This window comes from Micromonospora sp. DH14, from assembly GCF_029809455.1.
GTDB classification, from domain to species: domain Bacteria; phylum Actinomycetota; class Actinomycetes; order Mycobacteriales; family Micromonosporaceae; genus Micromonospora; species Micromonospora parva.
This window is the reverse complement of sequence record NZ_JARVKT010000001.1, coordinates 467,249-485,195: the sequence shown is the minus strand read 5'-3', so window position 1 is coordinate 485,195 and position 17,947 is coordinate 467,249. Positions and strand designations below refer to the sequence as shown.

Genomic DNA, 17,947 nt, shown 5'->3' with positions numbered 1-17,947 from the left:
GTCATCCCTTCTCTGCGACGAGCACGCGGAACGGCAGGTCCGTCGGGTGGACGGTGGCCGGGCCGAAGCCCGCCGCGGCGAGGGCCCGGTTGTAGGCGGCGACGGAGTGCGACTCCCCCTCGAAGGTCCAGACCAACATCAGCACCGAGAAGAGGTACGGCGCCGGGTCCAGTGCCGGCGACTCGTCGCCGGTGGTGAAGCCGACGATGACCAGCCGGCCACCGGGTTTGACCACGGAACCGAGCCGTTTCACCAGCTCGTGCACCCGCTCCTCGGAGAAGTGGTGGGTGACGTTGGTGAGCAGCGCGACGTCGTAGGGACCGCCGAGATCGGTGGTGAACATGTCACCGGGCAGGAACGACGCCCGGTCGCGTACGCCGAGCCGCTCGGCGTGCTTCTCGGTCACGGCGAGCACGTTGGGCCAGTCCAGCGAAGTCACCGTCGCCTGCGGGTTGTGCTGCGCGAGTGTGTAGCCGTAGACACCGTGGCCGCAGGCGACGTCGAGGATGTCGAGCTCGGCCCGCTCCTTCGTCCACGGCGCCAGCGCCTCGGCCATCACCTCGGCGGTCGGCTGGGCGACCTTCGTCGCGTACGCGGCGAAGTCCTCCCAGTAGGTGTACTCGGGGGTTTCGGCGTGCACGTCGAGCACCGTGCCGCCGGCCTTCACCGCGGCGCTGAGGTCGCGCAGCGCGTCCCACTCCCAGTCGCTGGACATCACCTTGACCATCCCGCCCAGGTAGTCCGGACGGGTGCTGACCAGGTGGTCGGCGGCCGCCGGGGTGAGCGAGAAGTGCTCGCCGGTCCGGTCGGTGAGGCGGATCGCGGTGAGCGCGTCGAGCAGGATGCGCGCGCCGCGCGGGTGGATGCCGAGCTTCGGGGCGAGCCCACCGGCCGTCGCCGGGCCCGCGGCCAGGGCGTCGAAGACGCCCAGCTCGACGCCGGTACGTAGCAGGCTCGTCTTCTTGTATGCCTGCATCATGTCGTTGATGTCGCGGCGGGTCAGCGTCACGTGATGCTCCCTGTCTCGGGGCTCCAGGTGTAGAAGGGCGTGGCCTTCGAGTCCTGCAGCTCGGTCATGCTGTCCGGCGCGTAGCGCTGCAGGTAGGCCGAGAGGCGGCGGTTGACCTCCTGGAAGTCCGCGCGGGCGCGGGCCGCGAGGAGCTTGTCGAAGACGTCGGTGTCCGCCTCGAGCAGGTGCATGTAGAGGTCCTGGTAGCGAAAGAGGGTGCGCCGCGAGATACCGACGACGTGGGGCATGTCGCCCTTGTCGTGTTCGGCGAAGAGCTCGGCGACGGCGTCGGCGTGACCGGGGGCCATCCGCATGACCATGAGGGCGCGGTAGGACATCTGCTCACGCTCCCCGCAGGATCGTGGCCAGGGCGGCGGCCAGGGTCTGCGCCGCGTCGTCCACCGGGCCGGCGCTACGCCAGGCGACGATGCCGTCGGGGCGTACCAGCAGCGCGCCGCCGGTGCCGACGCCACAGCTGGCGAGCCACGAGCCGTCGTCGGCGAGGTCGCCGTCGGGGCCGGCGGTCAGTGCCCGGATCGGGACGCCGGTCTGCGAGGCGACGGTCTGGGCCGCCGCGAGCCAGGTGCCGTCGCCGGGGGCGGTGGCCAGCGTCCAGCCCTCGGTCAGCACGTCGATCGTGGAGGCCCGGCTGCCGTGGTGGTCGACCCAGCCGTGCGGCGCGCGTGATCCGGGTTGGCCGGTGAAGCTCAGCTCGCGGGGCAGCAGCTCGGTGTCGGCGGGCGCGCCGACGATCGCGTTCGAGGTGTAGCGGTAGCCCATCGTCACGATGACGAAGTCCCGATAGGCGGCCTTGTCCTCGTCGGCGAGCTGACCCCGGGTGCGGAAGAGCATCCATGCCTGGTCGGCGGTCGCCGCCCCGACCGGCCGACGCTCGGCCTCGTAGGAGTCGAGCAGGCTCTCGTCGGCGTGCCCCTGGAGCACCTCGGCGAGCTTCCAGGCCAGGTTGTGCGCGTCCTGGATGCCGGCGTTGACGCCGAAGCCACCGGCCGGCGGATGCGCGTGACAGGCGTCGCCGGCGAGGAAGACCCGCCCCGACCGGTACGCGTCGGCGACCATGTGCCGCGCGTCCCAGGGCTGGGCCGACTCGACCTCCACCTCCAGCTCGGGGTCGCCGGCGGCGATGCGGGCCAGCTCGACGCAGCGCTCCGGCGTGAAGTCGGCCGGCGACTGCCCCCGCTCGGGGTAGTAGTTGACGCCGAACATCCACCGCCCCGGCTCGATGAAGAGCAGCAGGCCCTGGGCCAGCTGGTTCATCAGGTAGATCAGGGTGAACCGTGGTGCGGTGTCGGGCAGGTCGACCTTGGCGCGGAAGATGATGCTGACGAAGTTCCCGGCGACACCGTTGCTGCGGTTTCCGATCTGGAGCATGTCGCGGACGGGGCTCTTCACGCCGTCGGCCGCGACGACGTAACGCGCCCGGATCGTGCGGGTGGTGCCGTTGTCGTTGACAGTCGCCGTCACGCCGTCGGAGTCCTGGACCAGCCCGACCAGCTCGTTCTGGAAGCGGATCTCCGCGCCCGCTTCGTCGGCGGCGTCGAAGAGCAGCGGCTCGTAGTGGTCCTGGCCGCACCAGATCGGCCAGCTCGGGGTGAACGCGTCGTAGTCGACGTCGTGGGCCTCCATGACGAACGACTTGTGGAGGTCGGCCAGCGACTGGGCGCCGAGCATGACCAGTGGCGTGGCGCGGCCGGCGCGGACGAGGTCGAGTTCGGCGCCCGGCCCGACGATCTTCATGCCGGCCTCCTGCACGGCCGGCTCCAGGCCGACGGTGCGGAAGATCTCCACCGTGCGGGCGTGCAGACCGGTCGCGCGGGGGATCGTCGACAGCCGGGGCCGACGTTCGACCAGGATCGGCCGGATCCCCTGACGGGCCAGGAAGAGCGCGGTCGACAGGCCGACCGGGCCACCGCCGACGATCAGGACGTCGGTGCTTCCGTCAGACATGAGCGTCCTCCGTGTAGACGACTTTGTAGAGGTGGCGTTCCGGCGTGGCGATCGCGCGTACCTCGCCGAAGTGCGGATGGACCTCGGGGTTCTGCAGCATCGCGGTGAAGTGCTCTTCGCTCTTCCACTGCGCGTAGTTGACGACCCGGGTGCCGTCGAGGCTGGCGTGGATGTTCGCCGACACGAACCCGTCGACCTTGGACATCACCGTGTCGGTCGCCTCGATCAGGATGTCGACGAGCTTCTGCTGGTTGGCCGGCTCGACGGTGAAGACGTTGACCATCGTCACGACCGGCTGGTCGATGCCGATGTGTGCCATTGCGGGCTTCCTTTCCTAGATCGGACGCGCTTCGAGCAGGGCCCAGCCGCGGGACGCGGGGGTGTTGACCAGCTCGAAACCGGACGCGGTGAACAGCGCCTGCCACTCGCGGAGGTCGCGCTCCTTGCCGCCGAAGAGCACCAGCATGTCGATGTCGATGATCTTGGCGTGGTCCCACTGGTTGCGCGGCGGCACGATCTGGTCGATCGCGATCAGGCGGGAGTCGGCGTCGCCGATCGCCGCCCGGATCCGACGCAGCAGCGTGACGCAGGTGTCGTCCGGCCAGTTGTGGACGATCGACTTCAGGATGTACGCGTCGGCGCCGGCCGGCAGCTCGTCGGTGAAGAAGTCGCCGCCGCGCACCTCGACCCGCTCGGTGACGCCGTGCTCCTTGAGCAGCGGCTCGGCGTCGGCCACCACCTCGGGCAGGTCGAAGAGGACGCCGGTGCCCTCGGGGTGGCGCTGGAGCATCTTGGCCAGGAAGTAACCGTTGCTACCGCCGATGTCGGCGATCCGGCCGAACCGCTCGGGTGCCAACTCCGCCGCGAACCGGTCGGCGAGCCGCCGGCTCCAGTGCGCCATGAAGCCCTCGAAGAACCGGTTGGCCTCCGGGTGGGCCTGCAGGTAGTCGTAGAAGCCCATGCCGAAGACCTTGTTGAAGGCCGGCTCGCCGGTCCGGACACTGTGCAGGATCTCCGCGTACGGGAGGCGGTTGAAGTCGGCGCCGCTGAACTGCACCATCGGCCGCAGCCCGCCGATCCGGGCCGACGTCAGCCCCTCGCCGAGCGGCGTCAGCGCGAACGACCCGTCCTCCTGCTCGTCGAAGATGCCGACCGCCGCGGCGGCGCGGAGGATCCGGCGCAGCGCGTCCTCGTGTGACTCGGTCGCCGCCGCCAGTTGGGCGACCGGCACCGGCCCGTTGACGAGCAGGTCGGCGACGCCGAGCTCGGTGACCACGTAGATCACGTTGGCGATCTGTTTGGCGCTTCCCAGCACCGCGATCTGCCGTTCACGCAGGTCAAGTGCCTGCTGCTCGTCGAAGTTCGCGACGGCGGCGAGGCTGGCGTCGGTCATCGTCCATTCCTTTCGTCGGTCACGACCATGGCCGCGTTGAACCCGCCGTAGCCCCTGGCGAGCACGAGCGCCGCGCGTACGGGTGTCTCCCGCGCGACGTCGCGCACCAGGTCGAGTCGCAGGCCCTCGGCCGGCTGGCGGATGTTGGTGGTGGGCGGGATGACGCCGTGTCGGATCGACAGCAGCGCGGAGACCAGGTCGAGCGCCGCCCCGCCCGAGTAGAGCCGGCCGGTCATCGTCTTGGGCGCGGTCACCGGCACCCCCCGGGGGCCGAAGACGGCACTGATCGCCTCGGCCTCGACGCGGTCGAGCTCCGCGACCCCGGCGCCGTCGGCGAAGACGACGTCGATGTCGGCTGGCGTGAGACCGGCGTCGGACACCGCCCTCTCGGCCGCCCGACGCAGACCCGGCGGTCGGCCGGAGCCGGGCCGGGGGTCGAACGTCGCGCCGTACCCGGCGATCACCCCGTAGACGGCGGCGCCGCGCCGGGCCGCCGCGTCCGCGTCCTCCAGCACGAGGATCGCCCCGCCCTCGCCGGGCACGTAACCCGACGCGTTGACGTCGAACGGCAGGAACGCCGTGGCCGGATCCCGCCCCGTGCTGAGCAGGCCGTTGGCGAGCTGGGCCGTCCAACCCCACGGGCAGAGCGACGCGTCGACCCCACCGGTCATCACGAGCTGCACGCCCTTGCGCACCTGACGCCGGGCCTGCGCCACCGCGTCGAGCCCACCCGCCTGCTCGGTGACGAGCACCCCGGTCGGCCCCCGCATCCCGTGCCGGATCGAGATCTGACCGGTGTTGACGGCGTAGAACCAGGCGAACGACTGGTAGGCGCTGACGTGCTCGGAGCCCTTGCTCCAGAGCTTCTCCAGCTCACGGTGGCCGAACTCGAAACCGCCCGACGCGCTGGCCGTGACCACGCCCATGCCGAACTCGGGCAGCGCCGACGGGTCGACGGACGCGTCGGCCAGTGCCCACTGCGCCGCCGTCAGCGACAACCGGGTCATGTGATCGGTCTGCGCCATCAACCGGCTCGGGATGTGCTCGGCCGCCTCGTAGCCGGGAACCTCGCCGGCCAACTGCGCCGGGTAATCCGAGGGGTCGAAACGGCTGATCGGCCCGATGCCACCCACCCCGGCGACGGTGGCCGCCCAGAAGGCGTCGCGCCCCAACCCGTTGGGCGCGGCCACCCCGACCCCGGTGACGACGGTGGTCATGCCACACGCGCCAGGAGCATCGCGCTCTGGAAGCCGCCGAAGCCGCTGCCCACGCTCAAGACCACGTCGGTCTGCTGCTCGCGCGCGGTCAACGGCACGTAGTCGAGGTCGCACTCCGGGTCGCGTTCGTGCAGGTTGGCTGTCGGCGGCACCACGCCGTGCTTGATCGCCAGGGCCGACGCCGCGATCTCGATCGAGCCGATGGCGCCGAGCGAGTGGCCGATCATCGACTTGATCGAGCTGACCGGCGTGCGGTATGCGTGGTCGCCGAGGCTGCGCTTGAACGCCGCCGTCTCGTGCCGGTCGTTCTGCTTCGTACCCGAGCCGTGCGCGTTGATGTAGTCGACGGCGTCGCCGTTCAGCCGGGCGTCGGCGAGCGCCACCCGGATCGCCTCGGCCATCTCCCGTCCGTCGGGTCGCAGGCCGGTCATGTGGAACGCGTTGGAGCGCGAGGCGAACCCGACCAGCTCGGCGTAGACCTGCGCACCCCGTCGGCGGGCGTGCTCCAGCTCTTCGAGGACGAACATCGCCGAACCCTCACCGAGCACGAAGCCGTCGCGGCTGTTGTCGAAGGGCCGCGACGCGTGCCTCGGGTCGTCGTTGCGGGCCGTGGTCGCCTTGATCGCGTCGAAACAGGCCACCGTGATCGGCGAGATCGGGGCGTCGGTCGCGCCGGCGATCATCACGTCGGCCGAGCCCTCGCGGATCAGCTCCCGGGCGTGACCGACGGAGTCGAGGCCGGACGTGCAGCCGGTGGAGATCACCGTCGCCGGACCTTCCGCACCGACCGACCACGCCACCTCCCGGGCAAACGAGCTCGGCACCAGGTAGTCGTAGAGGTGCGGGGTGGCGTACCGGTGGTCGGTCAGCCATTTCCGGCCGCCGTCGCTGACCACGACGTACTCCTCTTCGAGGCTCATCGTGGCCCCGACCGCCGTGCCGACGCTGACCCCGACCCGGGTCGGGTCGGCGGCCTCGAAGCCGCTGTCGGCGAGCGCCTCCCGGGTGCAGACCACCGCCATCTGGGCCGCCCGGTCCATCCGGCGGACCTCCTGCGGCGACAGGCCCTCGGCGACCGGGTCGAAGTCGGCCTCCGCGGCCACCCGCGACCGGAACGGGGTCGCATCGAAGAACGACAGGGTACGGGTGGCCGTGCGGCCAGCGGTCAACAGTTCCCAGAACGCCTTGGTGCCCAGCCCGCCGGGGGCGATGACGCCTGTCCCGGTGATGACCACCCGACGGTCGGATGTGCTCGTCATGGAAGACCTCCTGGCCGCGATGTCCGTGTGAAAGCTAGGGACGGCCGGTCGAACGGCGCTGGAGCGTCGGTCGAGGGCCTGTCACGAGGCCCTGGCGAGCCCCGGGCGCAGTGGCCCGCCGGCGGCCAACACCTCCCGCTGGAGCCGCTGGAGGTCAGGCGAAGGGTCCAGGCCCAACTCCTCACTGAGCACCCGGCGCAGGTGGTGGTACGCCTGCAACGCCTCGCCACGGCGTCCGGACCGGCTCAGCGCCACGATGAGCTGGCGGTGGAACCACTCGTTGAGCGGGTACGTGCCCACCAGATAGCGCAGCTCGCCGATCAGCTCGCGGTGCCGGCCGAGCGTGATGTCGGCCTGGATGCGCAGCTCCAACGCCCGGATCCACTGCTCCTGCAGGTGGATCGCGTGCGCCTCAAGCGCCGGCCCGAACGTCACGTTGGCGCCCACCGGCCCCGTCCACATGGCCAGCGCCCGTCGCAGCACCTCGGCGCCCTCCTCGGGGCGGTCCGACTCGATGTGCGTACGGCCCTGGTCGAGCAACGTCTCGAACACCTCGGCGTCGAGCTGGCCCGGCTCCACCCGCAGCAGGTAGCCGCGGGCGCGGCTCTCCAGCACGGTCCGGTCCGGGGTCTCGATGCCCTCTTTCGCGAAGAGCTTGCGCAGGTGGTAGATGTAGGTCTGCACAGTGGTGACAGCGCTCCGCGCCGGGTCGTCACCCCACAGCTCCCGGATGATCGAGTCGACCAGCACGACCCGGTTGGCCCGCATCACCAGTAGCGCCAACACGGTCCGCACCTTCGGCGGCGTCGGCGTGCAGATCCGGCCCTCGTGGATCACTTCCAGCGACCCGAGGATCTCGTACCTGACCACAGTGGTTCCCCCATTCCCCAGAGCACTCGTCGAGACGCTCTCAAGCTATGGAGGTGGCGGAGTGGGTCGGAACGACCGCGGGTAGCGACATCGCGGGTTCTTCCGAGGATCGATGCGTGTCGAAAGTTGTACGGCGGATACCCCTTTGATCGCTCGATGCTTCCTCCAGGCAACCTCCACCGCAGGAGGGAAGACTCGCCGGGCCCGCACGCTCCCTGGGTTAGGAGTCACACATGTCGCGCCGCCTCTTCACCTCCGAGTCGGTCACCGAAGGTCATCCCGACAAGATCGCCGATCAGATCAGCGACGGGATCCTCGACGCGCTACTGGCGCAGGACCCGCACAGCCGGGTCGCCGTCGAGAGCCTGATCACCACCGGTCAGGTCCACGTCGCGGGCGAGGTCACCACGCAGGCCTACGCCGACATCCCGCGCATCGTGCGGGACACCGTCCTGGGTATCGGCTACGACTCGTCGAAGAAGGGCTTCGACGGCGGCTCCTGCGGCGTCAGCATCTCGATCGGCGCCCAGTCCCCCGACATCGCCCAGGGCGTCGACACGGCGATCGAGCTGCGCGACGGCTCGTCCGGCAGCGGGCTCGACGCCCAGGGCGCCGGCGACCAGGGCATGATGTTCGGCTTCGCCTGCTCGGAGACGCCGGAGCTGATGCCGCTGCCGATCGCGCTGGCCCACCGCCTGGCCCGTCGCCTGGCCGCCGTCCGCAAGGACGGGACGGTGCCCTACCTGCGACCGGACGGCAAGACCCAGGTCACCGTCGAGTACGACGGCCTCCGCCCGGTACGGCTCGACACCGTCGTCGTCTCCACGCAGCACGCGGCCCACATCTCCCTCGACGAACTGCTCACCCCCGACATCCGGGACCACGTGATCACGCCGGAGTTGGAGGCGCTCGACCTCGACACCGAGGGCTACCGGCTGCTCGTCAACCCCACCGGCCGGTTCGAGATCGGTGGCCCGATGGGCGACGCGGGCCTGACCGGACGAAAGATCATCGTCGACACCTACGGCGGGTACGCCCGCCACGGTGGCGGCGCGTTCTCGGGGAAGGACCCGTCGAAGGTCGACCGGTCGGCGGCGTACGCGATGCGGTGGGTGGCGAAGAACGTGGTCGCCGCGGGCCTGGCGGAACGGTGTGAGGCGCAGGTCGCCTACGCGATCGGCAAGGCCCACCCGGTGAGCCTGTTCGTGGAGACGTTCGGTACGGAGACGGTGCCGCTCGACCGGATCGAGAAGGCGATCGGCGAGGTCTTCGACCTGCGTCCCGCGGCGATCATCCGGGACCTGGACCTGCTCCGGCCGATCTACCAGCAGACGGCGGCCTACGGCCACTTCGGCCGGGAACTCCCGGACCTGACCTGGGAGCGCACGGACCGTGCCGCCGACCTCAAGGCCGCCTGCTGAGGGACTTTCCCGGCCCCTAGCGCGACGGCCGACGAGGACGTGGCACCAACCGGTCGTGTGGCAGCGTCACCAGTGACGCTGCCACCGCCTTGTTGACCGCGTCGATGCGGGAGACCGCGCCCAGCTTGGCGAAGATGCGACGCAGGTGGCTCTTCACAGTGGCCTCGGTCAGGTCGAGCCGGCGCGCGATCTGAGCGTTGGTCATCGCCTCGGCCGCGAGTTGGAGGATCTCCAGCTCGACGGCGGACAGCATGGCGGACTCCGCGCTCTGCACCTGCACCAGGCTCTGACCGGAGACCGAAAGCAGCACCGAGCCGCTGCCGTCCCGCGCCTTGTGGATCGCGGCCACCAGCTCCTCACGACCCACGCTCTTGAGCAGGTAGGCGCGCACCCCGGCGGCGATCAGACGGCGCAGCAGGTCAGGGCTGTCGTACATGCTGAGGATGACCACGGCGCTGTCGGGCGACACCTCCCGGATGCGGCGCACCGTGACCACCGGGTCGTCACCGGGGATCTCCACGTCGAGCAACACCACGTCGGGGCGCTCCGACGCCGCCTTGGCGACCGCGGTGGCGGAGTCGCCCGCCTCGTCGACCACGTCGAGGTCGGCGTGGACCTCGAGCACCCAGCGCAACCCCTCGCGGACGAGAGCATGGTCGTCGACGATGAGGATGGTGGTGGCGCCGGCGTGAGACCCGTCGTCGGACCGCGTCAACCTAACCCCCAGACCCCGTCCCCCGCCGCCAACGTGCCCATGATGTCGCACCGTATCGCGGGCGTATGACGCCGCAGCTATCGTGGCGCCCTCCCGACACGAAGAACGCCACGATCGCCGCGCGACTCTGTCAGTCTCGGATGGACAGACGGACCAACTCACCGATGCCGAGGCCCTTGTTGGCGATGTAGAAGCTGCCGTCCCCGGCGATGGCGAACGACATCGGGGAGTCGAGACCGGTGCTTGCCAACTCCCGGTGGCTACCGTCGCGCTCCACCCGGATCAACGCACCGGTGGAGTCTCCCGAGCTGAGCCCGTTCTTCGCGATCTCCAGCACGACCAGCCGGCCCCGCTTGTCGAACGCGAGGTCGATGATGTTGGTGAAGCCGGTCGCGTAGATCGTCGGATCCTGCCCCGGCACCAGCCGCCACACCCGCGCGCCGCCGTTCGGGAACGGGTGCCCGGTCAACTGTCCGATGTAGAGCGCGCCGTCCGGTCCCTTGGCGATGGTGACCGGCACGAACTGGATCGGCGTCGTCGAGCCGGGCGGCAGGCCCCACTCCGGCGGCGCCGGGACCTGCTCCTGCGGCCAGACGTGTTCGGTGGTGACCACGCCGCGCCTGTCGATCCGGAGCACGTCGTTGGCGGCCGCGTCGAGCGCGTAGATGTCACGCCCGTCGGCGACGACGGCGTAGGGCTGGCTCTCCGGGATGACGCCGTCGGGGTTGTGCTGCCCCTCGTAGGCGGAGAGGTCGCCGAGGACCGACCAGTGGCGCTTCCCCTCCACCCGCAGGATCGTTCCCATCGCGGCTCCGGCCGCACCGAGCAGGTCACGCGAGACCGGGTCGGTGCTGTAGCCCATCGCCACCAGCAGCTTGCCCTGCCGATCGAAGGCCAGGTCGTGCGCCCCGTACACGGAGAAACCGGCGCCGGTGCTGCGCAGCGACGGCAGGCCCGTCACGACCCGCTTCTGCCAGCCGTGACGGACCGCCGTGATCGCCCCGGTCGAGCCGTAGCAGAGGTTGGTGCCGAACGTGCCGGGGATGCAGACGTCGTCGCCGCCGACCCCGGCCTCGGCGACGAGGACGGTGCCGGCGCGGTCGATGGCGACACCGCGGGGGTTGTCGAGGTTGCGGGCGACAACTGTCAGTCGCCCGGTGGTCGAGGTGGCCGCGGTGGCGGGCGCGGCAATGCCGGCCACCAGTACCAGCGGCACGGCCAGCGACAGCGTTCGTCGCATCGCGTCGAGCATGGGTTCTCCTCAGCAAGAGGGGTTCGGATGCGTTCGACGCTGCCGGCGTTGCCTCGAGGCCCGGTGGAGGGAGGCTCGACAGGCCCGCCTACTCCGGCTGATTCGGGGTGCCGCGCCCCAGCTCGTAGGGGGAGCTCACACCCTCGTAGGCGAGGTGCATCACCATGCCGTTGGCCGCGTGGTCGAGGTTGTGGCAGTGGTCCATCCAGAGCCCCGGATTGTCCGCCTTGAAGCCGATCTCGTAGATCTCACCGGGGATGATGTCGAGACTGTCGATCCACCACGGCGACCCGGTCGCGGCGACCCCGTTGCGGGACAACACCAACGCGTGATGGCCGTGCAGGTGCATCGGATGGTTCTGGTGGCTGCGGTTGACGATCCGCACCTTGACCACGTCGCCCATCCGGACCATCAACGTCGGCGTGTGCGGGAAGCTGTGCCCGTTGATGATCGGCACCAGGTGGAGGCCGCCGTTGTAGAAGGACAACCGGTCGTCGAGGAGCTGGGTGAACGAGCGGTCGTACGACGAGCCCGTGTCGAAGGGTCGCGAGCCGCCGGAGCCGTACGAGAGCGGGTCGAACGGATCGCCGTCGTCGACGATCTTCGGCGTCGAGGTGTCACCGGGAGGCGCCAGGACCAGCCCGGCGTCGCGGTTGGCGAGGTCGGTCAGCCGAACCGAGCCCGCCGGCATCGTGAACGTCACGTCGTAGCGTCCACCGGTCGCCAACCCGAATCTCGGGTTGGTCAGCGGGGTCGGACCGTTGACGTCGACACCATCGATCGCGGCGACCCGCACCGGCGTGCCGTTGACCGTCAACGACCGTGGGCGGCTGTCGGTCGACGGGTTGTTGTCGGTGTTGATCAGGCGCAGTCGCACGGGCGTGCCCGGCGCGATCTCCTGCCGTTGCAGGGTGTCGCTGGTGCCGAACGAGACGATGTTGTCGTCCGGCGTACGCCACTCGTGCGCCATCACCACGACGTCCCGCTCGCCCGGCGGTGGGCCGTCGCGCGGCTCGACGATCAGCGCGCCGAACAGTCCCCTCCGGATCGCCTCAAGGGGGTTCTGGTGGGTGTGGTACCAGAACGTGCCGACCTGCTCGGCGAGGAACCGGTAGGTGAAGGTGCCGCCCGGCTCCACCGCGTTCTGCGTCGCGCCGGCGACGCCGTCCTCGCCGTTGGGCACGTCGAGCCCGTGCCAGTGGATGGTCACGTTCTCGTCGGGAATCTCGTTGTGCAGCGTCACCTCGACCAGGTCGCCTTCACGGACCCGCAGCTCCGGCCCGGGCGACTGCCCGTTGTACGTCAGGGCGTTGATCTCGGTGCCGGACGACAGCCGTACCGTGGCGTTCTTCGCGGTCAGGGTGAAGGCCCTGTTGGGCTTGCCGGTCCGCGGCCCACGCAGGTCGTCGACGGAGACCCCGCCGTGACCGCCGTGCCCGAACGACGGGCCACCGCCGTAGTCGACGTTGTCGTGGGACATCATGCTCATCCGGTCGGGCAGCCTGCTGCTCTGCGCCACGTAGGTGATGCCGGCGGCCACGACGAGCACCACGACGGCGGCCTGCGCGGTGGCCCGCAGGGCGCCGGCCCGCCGGCCACGGCGCGCGAAGTCGGTGGCGGTGACGACCCGCAGGCGGTGCCCCTGCCAGAGCCACAGCACCACCACCGACAACAGGATCGGCGCCGCGTGCGTCGCGATGTCGTCGAGGTAGGAGGGGACCGGACGGGACACGTACGCGAAGTAGACGCCAACGACCGTCGCCACGGCCGTCACCTGGACCGGCACCACGAATCTGGGGTTGGCGACGGCGGCGCGCGTCTCGGCGTCGATCGGTGCGTCGTCGCGGTTGGCCAGAGCGCGCAGGCCCGGCACGGTCCACACGGCGACGGCAAGCATCGGCAGCAGCAGGAGCGGCATCTGCACGATCACGCGGTTGTCCGCGAAGATCCAGTCGACGGCGAGCATCAGCCCGATCGCGACGCACTTGAGGACCAGCACCACCAGCGCGGCGACGAGCAGGCGCAGCAGCCGACGGGCGCTGGTCCGCAGCGCCGCGGGCGTCGGCCGCCAGGCCAACCGCGTGGCGAGGATCGCCGCGGGCAGCCAGATCAGGAACAGGACCCCGGCCAGGATCCCGTCGGCGTTCTCTCCGACCTCAAACATGACGCCAACATACGGAGCGGGCGCACCACCCGACATCCGTTGACGAACGGCCGGGGGGTACGGCGATCACCGTAGCCGGGAGCCGCTGCGAAACAGCTGCCGTAGTCGGCTAGCTGCCGGGCGCGACGAGCCCGGTCTGGTAGGCGAGCACGACGAGTTGCGCCCGGTCGCGGACGCGGAGCTTCACCATGGCCCGGTGCACGTGGGTACGGGCGGTGGCGGGGCTCATCGACAGCCGGCGCCCGATCTCCTCGTTCGTCAGCCCACTGGCCACCAGGCTCATCACCTCGCGCTCGCGGTCGGTCAACACCGCCAGCCGGCCACCGTCGACCGGCGCCGGGGCCACCTTGCTGACGAACGCGCTCACCAACCGGCTCGTCACCCGCGGCGAGATCAGCATGTCGCCGCCGGCCACCACCCGGACCGCCTGGCGCAGCTCGTCGGGCTCGATGTCCTTGAGCAGGAACCCGCTCGCGCCGGCCCGCAGCGCCTCGAAGACGTACTCGTCGAGCTCGAAGGTGGTCAGGACGATGACCCGCACGGCCGGAAACCGCTCGACGATCGCGGCCGTGGCCTTCACCCCGTCGAGCACGGGCATCCGCACGTCCATCAGCACGATGTCGGGCCGGGTCGCGGCGACCATCTCGACGGCCTGGGCGCCGTTGGACGCCTCACCGACCACCTCCAGGTCGTCGCTGTGGTCGAGCAGGCCCCGGAAGCCGGCCCGCACGAGCGTCTGGTCGTCCGCCAGCACCATCCGGATCGTCACGCTGTCTCCTCCACCTCGACCGGCAGCCGCGCTGCCACTCGGAACCCCCCGCCCTCCGGCCGGGGACCGACATCGAGCGATCCGCCCGCGGCCGTGGCCCGTTCCCGCATGCCGGCCACGCCGTGCCCCCGCCGGCTCGCCGCGGCCCCGACCCCGTCGTCGACGACCTCGACCGTGACGGCGTCACCGGCGTAGGTGATGGTGACGTCGACGGTGGTCGCCTCGGCGTGCTTGACCGTGTTGGTGATCGACTCCTGCACGATCCGGTAGACCGAGAGCGCCACCTCCGGCGGGATGGGGCGCGGGATGCCGGCGACCCCCGAGCGCACCTTCACGCCGGCCTGCTCGGCGACAGCGAAGACGCGGGCCAGGTCGGGCACCTCCCCGGCGTCGCGGAGCATGCCGATCGCCGAGCGGACCTCGTGCATCGCGTCGCGCGCCGCGCCCCGGATGCTCCGCAGGGCGGCCCGCGCCTCGGCCGGCTTGCTGTCGAAGATGTCGTCGGCGAGGCTGGCCTGCACGCTGATCGCGGCGATCGTGTGGCCGAGCACGTCGTGGACCTCGCGGGCGATGCGCAGCCGCTCCTGGGCCACCTCGTGCTGACGCTCCTGGCGCATCACGGCGAGGCGCTGCTGCGCCTCGGCCAGCCGGATCCGGCGGGTGCGGATCGTCTCGGCGAGCAGCACCACGGCCGCGAGCAGCGAGCCCTCTTCGAGCGTCGCCGACAGAGCGGGGAAGAAGCCCTCGCCGAGCAGCGTGTAACGCATGATCAGCTCAAGGACGACGAAGAACCCGGCGACGACGAGCGCCCAGGTGAACCGGCCGGCGGCCGCGACGGAGAAGAGGGCGGCGGCCAGCGGGAGGGCGGGCGGGATGCCCGGGTACTCGAGCGCGTAGTAGATCATCAGTGCGGTGACCGAGCCGACGAGCACCAGCAGCGGCCAGCGGCGCCGGAAGACCAGCAGCAGCCCGATCACCGCGCCGATCGCGTAGGCGCGGGCGTCCGGCGGCCGGGCGCCGGGCTCGTCGGCGACCCGGATCGCCACCGCCACGACGGCCGCGACGACGACCGCGATGAGGGCATCGATCGCGATCCGTCGGATGGCCGGGGTCATGTCCGCAACGGTACGACGCGCGCACGGTCCGTTAACGCGGGCCCCTTCCTAACCGGAATCCGTCAGCAAGGGGCCCGTGCCCCTTCAGCCGCGACGGAGGGTCAACAGGGTCTGCCCGGTGGGGATCACCGTGCTGCCGTCCACCCGGAGCCCGGCCTTCTCGCCCAGTTCGGCGTACTCGCGCCAGGTCCTCGCCTTGCCGGCCATCAGCGAGAGCAGGCGCAGGTCCATCTGGGTGATGAACATCAGCCGGGCCGGGTCCTCGGGGAAGTTGTCGTTCTCGTCCTTCACCAGGATCTGCACGATCAGCACCTTCCCGGTCGTGCCGATCGCGTCCGCCGCCCGCTGGAGGATCCTCTCGGCGGAGCTGTCGTTCCAGTCGTGCAGCACGTTCGACAGGATGTAGATGTCGGCGCCGGCCGGGAGCGGGTCGAAGATGCTCCCGCTGACCACCTCGGCGCGGTCGGCGATGCCCGCCGCCTCGAACCGGGCCCGGCCCTGCTCGACGACGCCCGGCAGGTCGACCACGGTGCCACGCAGGTGCGGCTGGGCCTTGAGGATCTCGGTGAGCAGGGCGCCGGTGCCGCCGCCGACGTCGACGACGTGGTTGACGGTGCTCCAGTCGTAGCCCTGGACGACCTGGTCGAAGTAGCTCGCGTGGGTGGCCATCAGCGCGCCGAACGACGTGGCCCGGTCGGGGTTGGTGGCCAGGTCGTCCCAGAACTCGATGCCGTAACGCACCGGGTACGCCGCGTCGCCGGTGCGGATCGAGTGGGTCAGCGAGCTGAACGTGCCCTCGATCCGGCCGGCCATCGAGTCGACGTCGAGCCAGGGGCGCTGGGCGGCGGGGTGGTCGGTCTTGAGGAACTCGGCCGCTTCCGTCAGGGCGTACACCCGGGGTTCGGTCTCCTTGAAGACGCCGCGCACCGAGAGGTAGCGCAGCAGCCGGTGCAGCGCGTCGGGGTTGGCCTTCGTCGCCGCGGCGAGCTCGTCGAGCGTGGTGGTGCCCGCGGCGATCAGGTCGGCGAGGCCGAGCGTCGCCGCGGCCCGCACTGCCCACGGCGTGATCGTGTCGGTCAGCGAGTAGAGATTGACCCGATTTTCCGTCATGGCGGCGAGCTTCGACGACGGCGCTCGAGACCGGCTCGAAACCACGTCGATCGACCCGTTCTCCAGTCAGGTTCGAGTGGGCGCGCGCAGGCTGCGCCTGTCACGGCCGCCATGCGAAGGGGACACGATGGGCGCCAGCCACCAGGAGCGCGGAGCGATCGAGGTCATTCAGGACCTCATGCAGCAGAAGTGGGTCTACGAGCTGTTCGGCGAGATCGGCGCGCGCCAGGGTGCCTCGGCCGCGCACGTCGAGCAACTGCGGGCGGTCGACGCCGCCGCGCACGTGTTCTGGCCGTTCCAGGCGCCGCCGTTTCCGATCATCGCGGCCACCGCGAGCGGTTCGACGTTGACCGACATCGACGGCAACGACTACCTCGACTGCCACATGGGGTACGGGGCTCAGGCGCTGCACGGTCACAACCCGGCCCCGGTCGTCGACTTCGTCCGCGAGCGCCTCGGCAAGGGCACCGGCAACGGCTACACCAACGCGCTGGAGCTGGAGCTCGCGACGCTGCTGCGGGAGATCCTCCCGCACAACGAGAAGTTCGCCTTCCAACACTCGGGTACGGGCGCCACCCAGTCGGCGATCCGGCTCTGCCGTGCGTTCACCGGGCGGCGGATGGTCGCCAAGTTCGAGGGCACCCTGCACGGGTCACACGACCTGGCCGTCCACAACACCGCACCGTGGTATCACGGGCATCCGGCGGTGCCGTTCCCGGAGATCGGCAAGGACGGCATCCCGCTGGTCTCGGCGTTCGCCGGTGTCACCCCGGCCGAGCCGCGCGACCTGCTGATCCTGCCCAACGACACCGCGCTCGCCGTGGAGTTGATCGAGCGCCACGCGGGCGAGTTGGCCTGCATCCTCGCCGAGCCGGCCGCTTCGTCGTTCCCGTTCGAGGAGACGACGATCCCGATGATCCGTGAGGTGGCGGTGGCCGCCCGGCGGCTCGGGGTGCCGTTCATCCTGGACGAGGTGCTGACGGGTTTCCGGTCGGGGCTCGGCGGCGCCGCGCAGAAGTTCGACATTCCGACGGACCTCGTCACCTACGGCAAGGTGATCAGCGGGCTCGGGCTGCCGCTGTCGGCGATCGGCGGTCGGGCCGACATCCTCGACATCTCGCAGACCAGCGGGCAGTCGTGGACCGACTTCGGCCAGAAGACCGGTCTGCAGGGCAGCCACACCGGCAACTACCTGTCGGTGGCGGCGTCGCTGGCCACGCTCCAGTTGCTCCGGGACAAGGGGCCCGCCTACTACACCGACCTCAGCGCCAGGATCGACCGGGTCCAGGCGCGGCTGGCCGCGTTCCGGGCGGCCGAGGGGATTCCGCTGCGGATGGTGGGGTTCGGCGACTACATCGGGTGTTTCCAGTTCCTCCCGGAGGACTCCTACACCGACTACCGGGTCTACTCGCGGGCGCTCAACCCCGCGACGTTCATCCTCACGCTGCTGTTGCGCAAGCGCGGCATCTACACGCTCGGCATGCCGATGTTCTTCGCCGGCGGCGCGCACAGCGACGCCGACGTCGACCGGCTGACCGACGCCGTACTGGAGAGCACGCTGGAGCTGCGCGCCAACGACTTCCCCTTCGACCTGGCGTGGCCGGCGACGTCCCAGTGGGGTTCGGGTTCCGCCGAGTGGGGCTCGGGTTCCTCCGACTGGTCGTAACCGCACCCTGCGTCACCGGGCC

General features: G+C 70.6%; 16 protein-coding genes. 2 read left to right on the top strand and 14 right to left on the bottom strand.

Features of this window, described 5'->3' with window-relative positions; translation table 11 throughout:
- Position 1 precedes the first annotated feature (1 nt).
- From QCZ28_RS02250 to QCZ28_RS02215, 8 genes are all read right to left on the bottom strand, one after another.
- Complete coding sequence (locus tag QCZ28_RS02250; protein ID WP_279514975.1) at positions 2-1,009, bottom strand: methyltransferase; 1,008 nt, start codon at positions 1,007-1,009, stop codon at positions 2-4.
- Positions 1,006-1,347, bottom strand: coding sequence for a TcmI family type II polyketide cyclase (locus QCZ28_RS02245; RefSeq protein ID WP_279514974.1), 342 nt, complete (start codon positions 1,345-1,347; stop codon positions 1,006-1,008). The genes QCZ28_RS02250 and QCZ28_RS02245 overlap by 4 nt, the downstream gene beginning before the upstream one ends.
- A 4-nt stretch (positions 1,348-1,351) precedes the next feature.
- Positions 1,352-2,974, bottom strand: coding sequence for an FAD-dependent oxidoreductase (locus tag QCZ28_RS02240; protein WP_279514973.1), 1,623 nt, complete (start codon positions 2,972-2,974; stop codon positions 1,352-1,354).
- Complete coding sequence (locus QCZ28_RS02235) at positions 2,967-3,293, bottom strand: antibiotic biosynthesis monooxygenase family protein (protein ID WP_030329365.1); 327 nt, start codon at positions 3,291-3,293, stop codon at positions 2,967-2,969. Before QCZ28_RS02235 ends, QCZ28_RS02240 begins: the two co-directional genes overlap by 8 nt.
- A gap of 15 nt (positions 3,294-3,308) precedes the next feature.
- Positions 3,309-4,367 (bottom strand): methyltransferase, encoded by a 1,059-nt coding sequence (locus QCZ28_RS02230; protein ID WP_210866526.1) that lies wholly within the window; start codon positions 4,365-4,367, stop codon positions 3,309-3,311.
- Positions 4,364-5,584 carry a ketosynthase chain-length factor gene (locus QCZ28_RS02225; RefSeq protein WP_279514972.1) on the bottom strand — a complete coding sequence of 407 codons (1,221 nt, stop codon included), beginning with the start codon at positions 5,582-5,584 and terminating at the stop codon, positions 4,364-4,366. The genes QCZ28_RS02230 and QCZ28_RS02225 overlap by 4 nt, the downstream gene beginning before the upstream one ends.
- Positions 5,581-6,843 (bottom strand): beta-ketoacyl-[acyl-carrier-protein] synthase family protein, encoded by a 1,263-nt coding sequence (locus QCZ28_RS02220; protein ID WP_279514971.1) that lies wholly within the window; start codon positions 6,841-6,843, stop codon positions 5,581-5,583. Before QCZ28_RS02220 ends, QCZ28_RS02225 begins: the two co-directional genes overlap by 4 nt.
- 81 nt (positions 6,844-6,924) lie before the next feature.
- On the bottom strand, positions 6,925-7,713 hold the full coding sequence (locus tag QCZ28_RS02215) for an AfsR/SARP family transcriptional regulator (RefSeq protein WP_051708209.1): 789 nt from the start codon (positions 7,711-7,713) through the stop codon (positions 6,925-6,927).
- Between the two features lie 233 nt (positions 7,714-7,946).
- Between QCZ28_RS02215 and metK the strand changes: the two genes are divergently transcribed.
- The gene (gene metK, locus QCZ28_RS02210; RefSeq protein WP_279514970.1) at positions 7,947-9,134 is read left to right on the top strand and encodes a methionine adenosyltransferase; all 1,188 of its coding nucleotides are present in this window, start codon (positions 7,947-7,949) and stop codon (positions 9,132-9,134) included.
- Positions 9,135-9,150: 16 nt separating this feature from the next.
- Here metK and QCZ28_RS02205 read toward each other — a convergent pair whose 3' ends face one another.
- The 6 genes from QCZ28_RS02205 to QCZ28_RS02180 form a co-directional block, all read right to left on the bottom strand.
- Positions 9,151-9,849: a response regulator transcription factor gene (locus tag QCZ28_RS02205; RefSeq protein ID WP_279514969.1), complete on the bottom strand. Its 699-nt coding sequence runs from the start codon at positions 9,847-9,849 to the stop codon at positions 9,151-9,153.
- A 130-nt stretch (positions 9,850-9,979) separates the two neighbouring features.
- Positions 9,980-11,101: a ScyD/ScyE family protein gene (locus tag QCZ28_RS02200; protein WP_279514968.1), complete on the bottom strand. Its 1,122-nt coding sequence runs from the start codon at positions 11,099-11,101 to the stop codon at positions 9,980-9,982.
- An 88-nt stretch (positions 11,102-11,189) separates the two neighbouring features.
- Positions 11,190-13,265, bottom strand: a complete 2,076-nt coding sequence (locus tag QCZ28_RS02195; RefSeq protein ID WP_279514967.1) for a multicopper oxidase family protein — start codon at positions 13,263-13,265, stop codon at positions 11,190-11,192.
- Positions 13,266-13,374: 109 nt separating this feature from the next.
- Positions 13,375-14,034, bottom strand: coding sequence for a response regulator transcription factor (locus tag QCZ28_RS02190; protein ID WP_030329380.1), 660 nt, complete (start codon positions 14,032-14,034; stop codon positions 13,375-13,377).
- Complete coding sequence (locus QCZ28_RS02185; RefSeq protein ID WP_279514966.1) at positions 14,031-15,149, bottom strand: sensor histidine kinase; 1,119 nt, start codon at positions 15,147-15,149, stop codon at positions 14,031-14,033. The genes QCZ28_RS02190 and QCZ28_RS02185 overlap by 4 nt, the downstream gene beginning before the upstream one ends.
- Before the next feature lie 84 nt (positions 15,150-15,233).
- Complete coding sequence (locus QCZ28_RS02180) at positions 15,234-16,259, bottom strand: methyltransferase (RefSeq protein WP_279514965.1); 1,026 nt, start codon at positions 16,257-16,259, stop codon at positions 15,234-15,236.
- A gap of 127 nt (positions 16,260-16,386) precedes the next feature.
- On the opposite strand from QCZ28_RS02180, the gene QCZ28_RS02175 reads away from it, so the two are divergent.
- Complete coding sequence (locus QCZ28_RS02175) at positions 16,387-17,925, top strand: aminotransferase class III-fold pyridoxal phosphate-dependent enzyme (RefSeq protein WP_279514964.1); 1,539 nt, start codon at positions 16,387-16,389, stop codon at positions 17,923-17,925.
- Positions 17,926-17,947 lie beyond the last annotated feature (22 nt).